This is a genomic window from Lysinibacillus sp. FW301-JW8 (assembly GCF_058788755.1).
The window spans coordinates 1-13,281 of sequence record NZ_JBYTBB010000103.1; the positions used below are offsets into that span (position 1 = coordinate 1).

Consider the following 13,281-nt stretch of genomic DNA (forward strand, 5'->3'; position numbering starts at 1 on the left):
AGGAAAGCACTCAGTCGGAACGGAGATCAACCCCTCGTTTTGAAAAAGGGCTATACTATTTAATTTGTCACCTTGATGTCATTGACATAATAGTATTTCAACAACATGTCCTGTAAAATACAGGCGGCAACTTCAACTAGGGTAGCTGTTATAATCTGTGCAAGCAACAGTAAATAATTTAATTTCTATTAGTTTTTATGTCATAGTCATTTTTTGAAATTCTTTTTTTAAAAAATTTTGTAACTAATAAACAACTATTGGACCATAAGGACCTTCAATAATTTCTATTTTTGTTTTAAAAATATCTGTCAAAATTTTTGAGTCCATAACCTCTTCAACTGTTTCAAAATCTGCAATTTGTCCATCTTTAATAGCACAATAAACTTATACTCGTAGTTGAATGCGATTAAATAATGCCAACCCAAGAATTTGTAAAAGAATATGATGAAAAAAACTATATTCTTCTCTAGCTGATTTAAGTTATGTTTTAGTTATATTCTATCTTCAATCTTTCGGAATCGTCCATGTTTGTTGCAGAACAAATATTGAATATTGCAGAGGTTTTGAGATTCTTTTAAATTTATTGTGCTGTATAAATAGTCCATTCTTTCGCTTGTTGTTGCACGTAGTACATTTCCGCATAGCGATCATTTTTCTGAAGTAATGTTTCGTGTGTACCCTGTTCGATAATTTTGCCATCCTGCATAAATAAAATTTGGTCAGCATGCTGGATTGTATCTAACTTGTGTGCAATTACAATCACTGTTTTCCCTTTTATAAGTTCATTCACAGACTGCTTAATAGCAAGTTCGTTATCCGGGTCCAGAGATGCTGTAGCTTCATCCAATAGAATAATTGGTGCATCTTTTAAAAATGCTCGCGCTAATGATATACGCTGTTTTTCTCCACCAGATAAAGTCGAACCACCTTCTCCTACCATCGTGTTGAATCCCTCTTCTAATTTCTCAATAAAAGTATAACAATTTGCTAAGCGACAAGCTTTTTCTACTTCTTTCATCGTTGCATCTGGCTTTGCCATAGTGATATTTTCATAAATAGTTGCATTTAAAATAAAAGGTCTTTGAAACATAATGCTCATTTGCTGTAATAAAGCATCAGGCTTGTAATCTTTAATAGCCTTTCCATCAATTAGAACTTCCCCCTGCTGGTTATCAAAAAAACGAGCAAGTATATGAAGTACCGTACTTTTACCAGAGCCTGAGGGGCCAATTAGAGCTGTTAATGTATTAGGCTGTAACGTAAACGATACATTTTGTAAGACTGGTTGCTTCGCTTCATATTCAAACGACACATTTTTAAATTCGATTAAAGGTTTTTCAAAATCTGTTTGCGTTTTATGATAACTTTGTGTCTGCATCGTATACAATGAGTCAATATGATTTATTGTTACCATAAGTACGCTATATTCCGTATAAAGAATACTAAATGGGCGATACATTGCTGAAACACTAAGAGAAATTAAACAAAACACAATTAAAGTAGCTGGCTCAATCTCCCCACTTAATAATAAATAGGAGCCCACAATAAAAATTGCTGGTGCTATAAAATCAATCATTATAAAAAACAGAAAATTAAAAGGAACTAATTTTACTTCTAAATTTACACTTTCATCTCGATAATGTTTAAAGGCATTATTTAGTCTTCGAAAAGCTGTGCCCGTCTGATTATAGGCACGAAATACACGTATGCCATCGATATATTCCATCACACGAGACAGCACCTCACTTACTGCTTTCTTTTTACGTTCACCACCATCTTTGCCTAACCTTCCTAATAATAGCAGCAACGGGAGAGTCAGTAACACGATGATAAGTTGGATAAAAGCGAGCTTTAAATTAATAAGAAATGAAGCGATAATAATATAGGCTGTAACGACCATCACCTTCATTAGGTCACCTAACAGATGAGTAATTACCCGCTCTACTTGCGTCATACTGACTGTACAAGTATTAATTAATGTCCCTATGCTTTCCTTTGAAAAGAATCCTAAAGGCAATGTTTGTAGATGCCTTGATAGTTGAAGGCGCGCTTCTCTAATAAGTTGAGCTCCTCTTATTTGGAACAAATATTGTGAAAAACCAACCATTATAAAGCGTAAAATATAGCCGCTCAGTAAAATAACTATTGCAACTGACAGTGACTTGGTCGTAAGGCTTTTGTTCACAATATTTAACACAACATAGTAAACTGTACCATATACACTAGCCGTACCAATCGTATCAATAAAGCTTAGTACCAATGGTAAGTATAAGTGTGATAATTGTCCATTAAATAAACGCTGTAATTTTTGGTACATCTATCATCCCTCCTGTACTCTGTTATAAGCGTCGCAAAGTCGAGCGTATAACCCTTGTTGTGCCTGTAATTGTTGGTGCGTACCTTGTTCTACAATACGCCCCTCTTCAAATACATAAATACGTGTAGCACCCTCAATCGTATGAAGGCGATGTGCAATGGTAATGACCATTTTATTTTTCAATAGATGACTGAGAGCGCGCTGAATTTTTCGTTCATTTTCGGCGTCTGCATGTGATGTTGCTTCATCTAAAATAACAATAGGAGCATCTTTCAGTAAAGCGCGTGCAATTGCAAAGCGTTGTTTCTGCCCGCCGCTCACCTTGACACCAGCTTCTCCTAATTTTGTGTTGTAACCATGGGGTAAGCTTAGAATAAAGTCATGAATCTCCGCAGCTCGACATGCTTTCCTTACTTCCTCCATCGTATAATTGCCACCCATCGTAACATTGTGATACATCGTATCGTCTATTAAAAACGTATCTTGGAAAACGAATGCAATATGCTCCATTAAATTTTGAGTATTCATTTCTTGCAACGGAATATCATTTAAAGTAACTACACCTTCATCTACATTATAGAAATGTGCTGCTAACTCTGCGGCAGTGGTCTTCCCTGCACCAGATGGTCCGACAAAGGCAATCATCTCACCACGTTGGATCTCAAATGAAATATTATTTAAGACATATTGTTGATCATATTTGAATGATACACTGTCAAATGTCAATTTCTGTACTTCGTCCCGCATTAACGATTGTCCACCACTAATTTGCGCGGGCTCTTGCCACACCTCTTTTAGACGACCCAGCCCTTCAAACATCATGGTTAACCCACGAGATAGCTCAATTAACTGTTTTAATGAGACTAAAAATGGGATGCTTAAAACTAAAAATAACAAATAAGCACTTGGGGGAATATTTCCTTGTAGCATCATAATGCCACCTATTGGAATGATAAATAGTGGAGCTGAGTCAGTTAGAATAACGAAAATTGAATAAGAAACGGATTGATCACGTGTCATTTTCACCCATGTTTTTTCATAGTCAAAAATTGCATTACGAAGCTTGCTGAATGACGCACCTGTCATATTAAATGCCTTAAATACAGCCATCCCTCTAACATATTCGACAAAAGCGCTATTCATTTCGGTCAAGCTGTTGTGGTAATTTTTCATATTCTGATGGGCGTTTCGAAACATGTACATTTGAGTAGCATAGCTTAACACTAAAGGAATTAATAAAAATAAAGCTAGTTTTATATTTACAGTCAACAAATAAACAAAAATTACGATAGGTGCGATAAAACTTGCTGCAATGTCAGGTAACTGATGTGCTAACGTATTTTCCACTTTCTCAATATCTTCATTAATACTTTTTTTTAAATCACCCGATGTTTTTTTAGAGAAATAGCCTAGTGGAAGCCTTCCTATATGGGAGGTTGTTTTGGCTCGGAGATTATACAAAATATTGTATGCTGCAATATGAGAGTAGACACCAGATAAACCTAAGAATAAAAATCGTAGTAAAATTAAACCTGCCGTTAAAAAGGCGAGAAAAATGATTAATTGTTGATCCGGTACTATTTTTAATAATTCTTCTATTATAAAGTAGGCAATTAAGTATGGTGCGTACATCAACACCGTACTTAAAGCACTAAATAGTGAGGCGATAAATAGTTTGCCTCGCTCTCCCTTAGTTTGCTGCCATAGAAATTGACTATTTCTCTGTTCTTTCAATAATGTCCTCTCCTTTACACTTTTCTCCTTTATAACGAATAAACGTCAATGTCACTACTCTAAAAGGCATGAAATCAATCCAAAAAAAAGAACGATATGATTCTTCTGAAGAATCATATCGCTTTTTATTAAGTAACCAGACAAATTCTATTAATGTCGATAATTTGACCAGTACAACAAGAAAACCTTTGACTCTATCCAAAACGATGAAATCTCTGTACGTTTCACTATATTACAAATCATCGAGCGATATATCTCGGACAGTTTTTTCGACGGTAATGCAATGGCGTTTCTCCGTAATGTTTCTTAAATACTGTTGAGAACTTGCTAGGGTTATTATAACCAACATCATAAGCGATATCAGTCACACTTTTGTTCGTTACAATTAGCTCTTGAGCAGCCTGCTCCATGCGCTTACGTTGAATATAACGATATACCGTACAGCCATAAGTTTGTTTAAACTGTTGTTGCAACACCAACTTGGGAATATTAAATTGCTGAGCAAGTAAATTAACTTGTAAAACTTCATCGTAATTTTCATCAATATAATACTTTATCTCATGAATGCGTTGGTCAGGACAAAAAGCTGCCTCTTGCTCCATGTTTATCGTAATAGCGTGTGATAAAAAATCTAATGCCCGCGCCTTCAATATACATTGATTCATTAGGCTTTCGCTATATTGCACCATTAATTGTGATGTAATCGCACGATGTATCGGTAAACTTTCTCTTGTAAAAATACGCTTTTGATGGCGAAAAAAGCGAGTCATCATTTGTTGCAAAGTATTGTTGGCTGTAGCACCTTTAGTAATAACATTTAAATCAACGTACAACACAATACCATCTGCATGTTCACACACAAAATCATAATAGGGTAACGGCTTTGACCAATCGAAATAAATAAGATGTGAATCGTCACATTGCGTCCATTCATCATTAGGATGATATCGAACCTTAATATGTCCTTTTATAAGAGACGTTATTTCAATCAAATTGGAGCGAGCAAACGGCAGAGATTCCCGCAAACGATGATGTGTACAATTCTTTAATAAAACTAGCTCAATACCTGATTCTAAAAAATAGCGAGTGATGTTTCCCTCACCACTCTCTGAACAATACTCGTACTGTTCCCCAAGCCAAGTATCTTGTTTTTTCTGAATATAGCGACCAATTAATGTTTCATAACTGCGTGTTAGTATGTCTGTTGACATGTAATGACTTCCTCTCAATCTTAATGGAGTTTTTTAAAATTAATGGAGTGGTTATCAACAATGATAATCGTTATCATTTACTTTATCAATATGAAGAAGGAGTGTCTACAATGAAACAACATTTACAGGCAAAAGATTTTATTACGATTGGGTTGTACAGCATTATTATTTTTATTATTAAATCAATAGTTAATGCAGCTATGGCTCCACTATCAATTGTCGCTATGCCATATATCACTGGTGTTGGAATGTTTTTTAGCAGTTTAGTGTATTTATTAATGGCCATTCGTGTTGGCAAGCAAGGTCCATTACTTTTTATGGGAATTATTTTAGGTTTAATTTATACAATTATGGGTGCACCATTAATGTTGCCACTGTTTACTTTAGCTGGATTGCTCGCTGAACTGACATTAATCATTGGCGACGGTACACAATATCGTAATGTAACTCGACAGGCTATCGCTTATAGTGTTTTTGGTGCAATTTATGGTTTTGGTGGGGTTATTAATATTTATGTATTCGGTAAAGAAAGCTTAGAAAAAATGCAATTTTCTCAAGATACCATTGAACGTATGTTAACGTATGCTTATTCACCACTATGGTTAACAATCAGTATTTGTTTTTCTGTTGTGATGACATTGCTTGGGAGTTATATTGCAAAAAAGATTTTACAAAAGCACTTTGTAAAGGCAGGCTACATTCAATATCAATAAGAAAGGAGTTGGCGAATTGTTCGACGCACGTATTCAATTTATGTTATTGCTACTGTGCGGAAGTTTAGCCGTATTTGTTACAACTACAGGAGCAATGGCATTAGCGATTCTAGCTATTGCCTTTGTGCTTTTACAAGGTTATTTTCGACTTACAGCACAGTGGTTTATTTTTTATTTTATTTTCTCAGCATTACTATTACTGTTACATACAGTCGATGGCAATGGCATTTTGAATGCAGCCTTACTCATGCTCGCAATCACTAGCAAAATGTTGCCTACTTTAATTTTTGCTTCCAGCTTAGCAAAAGTGCCAACAGGACGTCTGCTCTCAAGTTTACAAAAAATACATGTACCAAAAAGCATTTTACTTACATTAGCTGTAACACTTCGATTCTTCCCTATTCTGAGAAGTGAATCAAAGTTAATTCAAGAGAATGCATACATTCGCGGTATTTCATTAAGGCAATTAAAAAATTGGTGGAAGCCACTCTTGCTTTTTGAGTACGCTATCGTTCCATTATTAATGCGCACGATTCGATTAGCAGACGACTTAAGCGCAGCTGCCTCGACACGTGGTATAGACGCTCCCTATAAAAAAACAAGCCATCATCATATAGCTTTTCAAACATACGATAGTGTAGCTTGTTTATTTTTCCTTTTATTAATTGGGACATTATGGATATAAGGAGAGAAAATTATGATTTCGTTACAAGACATATCTTTTATAACACCACAAGGTGAACAGCTTCTGAAAGACTTGTCATTGCACGTTGCAACAGGTGAATGCGTTGTAATTACTGGTCCTTCAGGCTCTGGAAAGACGACACTTGGGCGTATATTAAATGGACTAATACCACATTTTTATGAAGGCAAACTTGTTGGCAAGATTAATATTGCAGGACATGACACTAAAACAACACCTCTATGGCAACTAAGTCAAAATATTGCAAGTGTCTTCCAAGACCCAAAATCACAGTTTTTCACTTCTATAACAGAAGATGAACTTGTTTTTGAAATGGAGAATTATGGGGTAGAATCTAAACAAATTAACTCAAGACTTGAACATATATTAAATACTACTGGCTTGCAAGTGTTACGCCACCAACCTTTAGATTACCTTTCAAGTGGACAAAAACAGCAAGTTGCCATTGCTGCTACTCAATTAATTGAACCTGAATTATTTATTATGGATGAGCCTTCAGCAAATCTTGATTTACACGCCACAGCTGAGCTTGAAAAAACTTTGCTACAATTAAAGGCACAATATAAGACGATGGTTATCATTGAACATCGCCTCCATTATTTAATGAACATTGCAGATCGAATCCTATACATGAAAAATGGTCGAATCGAACAGAGTTTCACGCCTGAAGAGCTTAAAATGCTTTCAAATGAAGTCTTGATATCTTTAGGTTTACGTTCACCTATTTTAGAACATGGACATTTGCACTTAACAAAGTATGATAACAAGCCCTTATTCACAATTGATAAGATAACAATTCAATATAAGAAACATGCTAAGCCAATCTTAAATCACTTTACTTTAGCTTTACCACGAGGACAAGTAACAGCTCTAATTGGTCATAATGGTGCTGGTAAAACAACTTTAGCCAGAAACTTAACAGGCTTAATCAAAGAACGTAGTGGTACAATCAAATTAAATGCTGAAACCTTACCTCCAAATAAACGAATGACAAAAGTATGGTTTGTTATGCAAGATACCGTGTATCAACTATTTACAGATAGCGTATGGCATGAAATTTTATTGACGCATCCTGAAGAAACAGAAAAAGCAGGGAGAATCCTACAGCAATTACAGCTTTGGCATTTAAAAGATCGTCATCCTGCTACTTTATCTGGTGGCGAGAAACAGCGGCTTGTACTTGCAGTAGGTCTTATGCAAAATGCAACTCTTTTTATATTAGACGAACCAACGTCTGGACTTGATGGTTTTAATTTAACACGTGTGGCCAATTTAATTACAACTTTAGCTAAAAATGACTGTCATGTACTTGTTATTACGCACGATCCAGAGCTTGTTGCAAGTTGCTGTCATCGAATTGTTCGCTTACATGAGGGTCAAATTGCTGAGGAACATGTCCTTGAATCTATCACCTATACCGATATTATAAAAATGATGCAGCAAATATAAAAATTCCTTTACATATTTTTTTCTTACTTTATTCCCTGTCGACAATGAAAAGAACTGTAGTATTTAAAAGGGGTCAAGAAAAACCGTAATATTCGGGTGGATGTAAATTACAAAATGTTTAGGTTTATTAGTCAGTGAAGAAAATATGCTAAAATGATAATAAAATACAATGTTATATTTTTTTACAAATAAAATCATGGATGAAAAAACGCTATACAATTACCTATCAAGGTAAAAGTATAGCGTTTAAATTCTTAGCTTTTTTCTTATTACACAATTGATTCAATACTTATTTAACAAAAAAGTCTTCAGCTTGATCTAACATAATATTGGTAACTAGAATGCTTCAGCAGTATTCCAGAGATTACATCATCAGCTTTATGTTATTGCCTTCTTGGAGAGACGTAAGGTTTTTCCAAAGAGGTTCTTATATCACTCTTAATTAATTAGTAAACCCTATTCAACGCGAGAAGATTTGATGAAAAAGGAAATAATTAAACCAACCATAGCTATAATTAGAGTGAATTTAAAGGAGTCCTGTACTCCCACTGTTAATGAAGCTCCAATTGAAGAAAGGTCTGATAGATCAGTCATATTGTTCATATATCTGTTCTGAGATGCAGACATAATCGTAATCGCAACTGCAGTGCCAATTGCTCCAGACATTTGCTGTAATGTATTCATTAAAGCAGTCCCATCTGGGTAAAGATTTTTGGGTAATTGATTTAGTCCATTTGTCTGAGCAGGCATCAAAACCATCGATACACCTATAAATAGAATGGAGTGCATCACAATTACCATACTAACCGGTGTTTCAATGGTTACGTTTGACATGATATATAACATGATAAGCATGATTGCAAATCCAGGTATAACAAGTCTTCTTGGTCCGAATTTGTCAAAGATACGACCTGTAATTGGGGACATTAATCCATTCAGCACACCACCTGGCAACAAAACAAGCCCTGCGGTGAATGCAGTCAATGCTAGTCCCGTTTGCAAATATAATGGCAACAAAATCATTGTGGACATTATTACCATAAAGCAAATAAATACGGACAATAAACCTAGAGTAAACATTGGATATATTAATACACGTAAATCAAGCATCGGTTTATCCATTTTTAATTGTCGCAAAGAAAACAAGGTAAGTGCAGCAAGACCAATTATAATCATCGTGATCACAATCGTGCTTCCCCAGCCATTCTCACCCGCACTGCTAAAGCCATAGACAATCCCGCCAAAACCAATCGAAGATAGAATAATAGATAATATATCAATTTTGGGTTTAGTTATGGTTGATACATTCTGCATATACACTATACCCGATACTAATGCAAGAATTAAAAACGGTAAACAAACCCAGAAAATCCAATGCCAAGTCAGTTTTTCAAGAATTAATCCTGAGATTGAGGGCCCAACTGCGGGTGCAAACATAATGACTAACCCTATTAGTCCCATTGTTGCCCCTCGTTTATTGATGGGAAAAATCAATAAGATCGAATTAAACATCAGAGGCAGCAATAATCCAGTGCCTATAGCCTGAATTACACGTGAAAACATTAATACTCCGAAGCTTGGTGCAAGAGCTGCGACTAGTGTCCCAATAATTGAAAAAATCAATGACACAATAAATAATTGACGTGTACTAAACCATTGAAGTAAGAGACCCGAGACAGGAACTAATATCCCCAAGGTCAATAAATAACCTGTTGTCAACCATTGAACTGTGGAAGAACTAATAGAAAATACCTGTATTAAATCCCCAAGAGCCATGTTTAATGCCGTTTCACCGAACAATCCAATGAAGCCAGCAATTAAGAAAGAAATTAAAATTGGAGTAGTTTTAATCACTTTTGTTTGTTGTGTTTCTACTGTTAATGACATGAATAATCCACCTAAATTTTTATTTTGTTATAAGCTTGTCGTTAGTCTGAGCAGATTAATTTTAATTCCAATTTCTTCTGAGTGGCTTCCTTTTCTCTTTACTCTACTTTCTTTTTTTAAACAGAAGATATACGAAATAAGGAACACCGATAATGGAGATCACAATGCCTACAGGCAGTTCAGCTGGAGCAAAGATCGTCTTTCCGATAAAATCTCCAACTAATACCATAAGCATGCCGATTGCTCCACAGACAGGTATTACATATTTATAATGAATGCCGACTAGCCTTCTTGCTATATGAGGGGCAATTAAGCCAATAAATCCAACGCTTCCTGCTACTGATACACATGCGCTAACTAACCCGACGCAACATAAAAGAAAAATCATTCTTTCCCGGTCTTTATTTAAACCTATTCCTATTGCTGATGACTCATCCAAATTTAATAGGTTAAGTCTGTGCGATTTCCACCAAATGATTGGAGTTAAAATTATTATCCATGGCAGTATCGCTAATATATGAATCCAAGCCGTACTATAAAGGCTGCCTGATAACCACACTGTCGCCATTTCAAAATCTTGGGGGTCCATCTTTAATGAAATATAAAGAGTAATGGCACCAAAACCTGAACTAAAGGCAATCCCTACTAAAATTAATCTCTGTGGATCAAGCGAACCTTTGTACCGAGCGAAAAGCATCAATAATAATGCCGCCGTCATGCCACCAAGCCAACCAAAAAGCGGCATCGTCATAATTGATAACCAGTTAGCGCCTTTCACCGTTCCTTGAATGAAAAACATGTACAAAATAATCGCCATTCCAGCAGCTGCATGAATCCCAAGAATGCCTGGGTCTGCTAGTTGGTTTCTTGTAACTCCTTGAAGGACAGCACCAGCAATCCCTAACGCAAGTCCTACTAATGCTCCAATCACAATTCGTGGTAACCTAAATTCGAAAATCACTATGTCATACTCGCTGACGGATTGAACACGAAATAACGTTCTAAGAACATCTATCACCGACATATCAAACGTTCCATTCGTTACGGCAACATACATCACAACAATGGAAAGTGCTAAAGTCAATAAGAAAACAAACAAAAATCGATCGCGCTGACTAAGCTTATTCAAATGTTTACTCCCCCTTTCTTCTTAATTAAATAAAGGAAGAAAGGGACACCAAATAACGCGGTTACTACACCAATCGGCGTCTCGAATGGATAATTCAAAAAGCGGCTGATGATATCAGACCATGCTAAAAACAAAGCTCCAAACACCACTGCGCAAGGAATAATTTTCCTGTAGTCTTGCCCAATCAGAATTCTCGTAATATGAGGGATGATTAAACCGATAAAAGGTATATTTCCAGCTATTGCGACCGATACTCCTGTTAAGATTACCACGCTCAACATAGTCAAAGCTTTAACAACAAAAAGATTGATACCCAATCCTTGAGCGAGTTCTTCCCCAAGTGAAATAGCAGTAATGGAACGAGCTACAGCAAAAGCAAGCAGTAATCCAACAATCGCAAATGGAATCGTCCATTTGATGAGCGTCGGATCCATTTGATGCAACCTTGCGTTATACCAAAAGCTAATATTTTGCGAAACTTGAAAATACGTAGCTAACGCTTGAGAGATCCCATTGAGAAACGTCCCAAGAATCGTCCCTAATATAGCCAAAGTTAGCGGTGTCATTCCGTTAGGTAACATTCTAGCTATTGAAAAAACTAGGGAGGCGCCTAGTGCTGAACCGATTAACGAGTATATAATAAGGGTCATAGAAGATGCACCTGGCAAGAAAATCATACATATTGTAATGACAAACACCGAGCCATCGGCCACGCCCATAATCGAAGGGGAGGCAAGATAATTTCTTGTCATCCCTTGCATTAAAGCTCCTGAAACCGCCATGAAGGCACCAACCAATAGCGCCCCTATCACACGCGGAAGGCGCGATGTTTGAATGATTAAATGATCCATATTCTCTGAATCAAAATGAAAAAGCGCCTGCCACATCATTTCATAACTCATTGATTTCGAACCATAGAAAAGAGATACAACTATTGTCATACTGAAAAGAATGCATAACACGACAATTTGAACAAACTTATGGCTTAATAACGATTTCATTCCTCCCTGCTCCATTCCATTACTTGTTCAGATGTTTTTGCACACTTTCTAAAAACATGATTCGACTATAAACAGGGCCTCCTTCCATAAGCGGATCAACCACGTTGACATATACGTGATCGTGTTTAAAGGCATTAATATTTTGGATAATTGGATTCTTCTTCAAGTCTTCGAATGCATTTGCTGCATCTTTGTTATCACTCGTAGAGAATTGCACAAACAAATAGTCTGGGTTCATTTCTGCCAGTTGCTCGACAGAGATTGCATCTTGCAATTTCGCCATGCCTATCTGTTCTGGCATTTCTAAACCAATGTCATCGTACAAAAATGGGTTAAAGTCTACATTTTTCGCAAAAATGTAAGCTTGCCCTCCCCGAATACGAACAGCGGCTACTTTTTTAACTTGAAGCTTTTCTTTTAACGATGCTTTTACTGCTTGTGTATCTGTTTTATATTGGGATAGAATTTTTTCTGCCTCTGCTTGTTTTCCAGTTAATTCAGCCATTAACTTCAAGTTGTCTTCCCAGTTTGTAGAAACGTGCGACACCAAAATAGTGGGAGCGATTTTTTGCAATTTCTCCTCAACCTCTTTTGGAAACTTAGCTGAACCCAAAATAACGTCTGGCTTCAATTGCAATATCTTCTCCAAGTTAGGTTGTCTTTTTTCACCAATTGGTTCCGCCTTGTCTGTTACTGAAGCAAACATTTCTGGAAACTTTCCGCCTACCGATATTGCCCCTATTGGATGAACGTCAAGCATTACCGCATCTTCCATCGCTTCCATAGCCCCAATCACAATTTTTTCTGTGTTTTGTGGGATGGAATACTTTTCGCCGAGATACTCGATCGTTCTTGTTTCGTTTGTTCCTGTATTGTTCACTTGATATTGCGCTGATTCTCCGTTACTGTCGGAGGTTGAATTTAATTTGCTCTGTTTGTCTACTCCTCCACATGCAGCCAAAATAATCATGCATGATGCTATCAAACCAACTAGTATAAACTTTTTATTCATCTTTTTTCTAAACCCCTCTCAAAAAAGTATTCCTAAATTAATGATCAGCACTAACGTCGCGTGAATTTTAATTGAATTTTCTGTTTTCTATTTCTTCCGTTTTTAAAGAAAATGAAAGACACTTA

At 36.2% G+C, this 13,281-nt stretch carries 10 protein-coding genes and 1 pseudogene; 3 read left to right on the top strand and 8 right to left on the bottom strand.

The annotated features are described in order from the left end of the window. Positions 1-243: 243 nt before the first annotated feature. From AC3WOM_RS25330 to AC3WOM_RS25345, 4 genes and pseudogenes are all read right to left on the bottom strand, one after another. Positions 244-378, bottom strand: a pseudogene (locus AC3WOM_RS25330) (siderophore ABC transporter ATP-binding protein); the annotation flags it as partial. 202 nt (positions 379-580) lie between these two features. Further along, the gene (locus AC3WOM_RS25335; RefSeq protein WP_427548619.1) at positions 581-2,317 is read right to left on the bottom strand and encodes an ABC transporter ATP-binding protein; all 1,737 of its coding nucleotides are present in this window, start codon (positions 2,315-2,317) and stop codon (positions 581-583) included. A gap of 3 nt (positions 2,318-2,320) precedes the next feature. Next, complete coding sequence (locus AC3WOM_RS25340) at positions 2,321-4,051, bottom strand: ABC transporter ATP-binding protein (protein WP_492448848.1); 1,731 nt, start codon at positions 4,049-4,051, stop codon at positions 2,321-2,323. A gap of 239 nt (positions 4,052-4,290) precedes the next feature. Further along, a complete protein-coding gene (locus tag AC3WOM_RS25345) occupies positions 4,291-5,262 on the bottom strand; it encodes a helix-turn-helix transcriptional regulator (protein WP_492448849.1) in 972 nt (323 codons plus the stop codon). A 110-nt stretch (positions 5,263-5,372) separates the two neighbouring features. Here AC3WOM_RS25345 and AC3WOM_RS25350 point away from each other — a divergent pair, with 110 nt between their 5' ends. From AC3WOM_RS25350 to AC3WOM_RS25360, 3 genes are read left to right on the top strand one after another with little or no spacing between them, the layout of a single operon-like run. Next, positions 5,373-5,975, top strand: coding sequence for an MptD family putative ECF transporter S component (locus tag AC3WOM_RS25350; protein WP_492448850.1), 603 nt, complete (start codon positions 5,373-5,375; stop codon positions 5,973-5,975). Positions 5,976-5,991: 16 nt separating this feature from the next. Beyond that, positions 5,992-6,660, top strand: a complete 669-nt coding sequence (locus AC3WOM_RS25355; RefSeq protein WP_492448851.1) for an energy-coupling factor transporter transmembrane component T — start codon at positions 5,992-5,994, stop codon at positions 6,658-6,660. Between the two features lie 12 nt (positions 6,661-6,672). Continuing rightward, complete coding sequence (locus tag AC3WOM_RS25360; RefSeq protein WP_492448852.1) at positions 6,673-8,127, top strand: ABC transporter ATP-binding protein; 1,455 nt, start codon at positions 6,673-6,675, stop codon at positions 8,125-8,127. A gap of 456 nt (positions 8,128-8,583) precedes the next feature. Here the strand turns inward: AC3WOM_RS25360 and AC3WOM_RS25365 are convergent, their stop codons facing one another. The 4 genes from AC3WOM_RS25365 to AC3WOM_RS25380 all read right to left on the bottom strand — a co-directional run bounded on the left by AC3WOM_RS25365 (position 8,584) and on the right by AC3WOM_RS25380 (position 13,156). Next, complete coding sequence (locus AC3WOM_RS25365) at positions 8,584-10,014, bottom strand: DHA2 family efflux MFS transporter permease subunit (RefSeq protein ID WP_492448853.1); 1,431 nt, start codon at positions 10,012-10,014, stop codon at positions 8,584-8,586. Positions 10,015-10,117: 103 nt separating this feature from the next. Beyond that, complete coding sequence (locus AC3WOM_RS25370) at positions 10,118-11,071, bottom strand: FecCD family ABC transporter permease (RefSeq protein WP_427548658.1); 954 nt, start codon at positions 11,069-11,071, stop codon at positions 10,118-10,120. 68 nt (positions 11,072-11,139) lie between these two features. Then, positions 11,140-12,144: a FecCD family ABC transporter permease gene (locus AC3WOM_RS25375; protein ID WP_492448854.1), complete on the bottom strand. Its 1,005-nt coding sequence runs from the start codon at positions 12,142-12,144 to the stop codon at positions 11,140-11,142. Between the two features lie 19 nt (positions 12,145-12,163). Continuing rightward, a complete protein-coding gene (locus AC3WOM_RS25380; protein ID WP_492448855.1) occupies positions 12,164-13,156 on the bottom strand; it encodes an ABC transporter substrate-binding protein in 993 nt (330 codons plus the stop codon). Between the last annotated feature and the right edge of the window lie 125 nt (positions 13,157-13,281).

Bases quoted from the DNA above. Each gene is read 5' to 3' on its own strand.
- AC3WOM_RS25335 (WP_427548619.1), bottom strand. From the start codon at position 2,317: ATGTACCAAAAATTACAGCGTTTATTTAATGGACAATTATCACACTTA.
- AC3WOM_RS25350 (WP_492448850.1), top strand. From the start codon at position 5,373: ATGAAACAACATTTACAGGCAAAAGATTTTATTACGATTGGGTTGTAC.
- AC3WOM_RS25370 (WP_427548658.1), bottom strand. From the start codon at position 11,071: ATGTATGTTGCCGTAACGAATGGAACGTTTGATATGTCGGTGATAGAT.
- AC3WOM_RS25360 (WP_492448852.1), top strand. From the start codon at position 6,673: ATGATTTCGTTACAAGACATATCTTTTATAACACCACAAGGTGAACAG.
- AC3WOM_RS25365 (WP_492448853.1), bottom strand. From the start codon at position 10,014: ATGTCATTAACAGTAGAAACACAACAAACAAAAGTGATTAAAACTACT.
- AC3WOM_RS25380 (WP_492448855.1), bottom strand. From the start codon at position 13,156: ATGAATAAAAAGTTTATACTAGTTGGTTTGATAGCATCATGCATGATT.
- AC3WOM_RS25375 (WP_492448854.1), bottom strand. From the start codon at position 12,144: ATGAAATCGTTATTAAGCCATAAGTTTGTTCAAATTGTCGTGTTATGC.
- AC3WOM_RS25345 (WP_492448849.1), bottom strand. From the start codon at position 5,262: ATGTCAACAGACATACTAACACGCAGTTATGAAACATTAATTGGTCGC.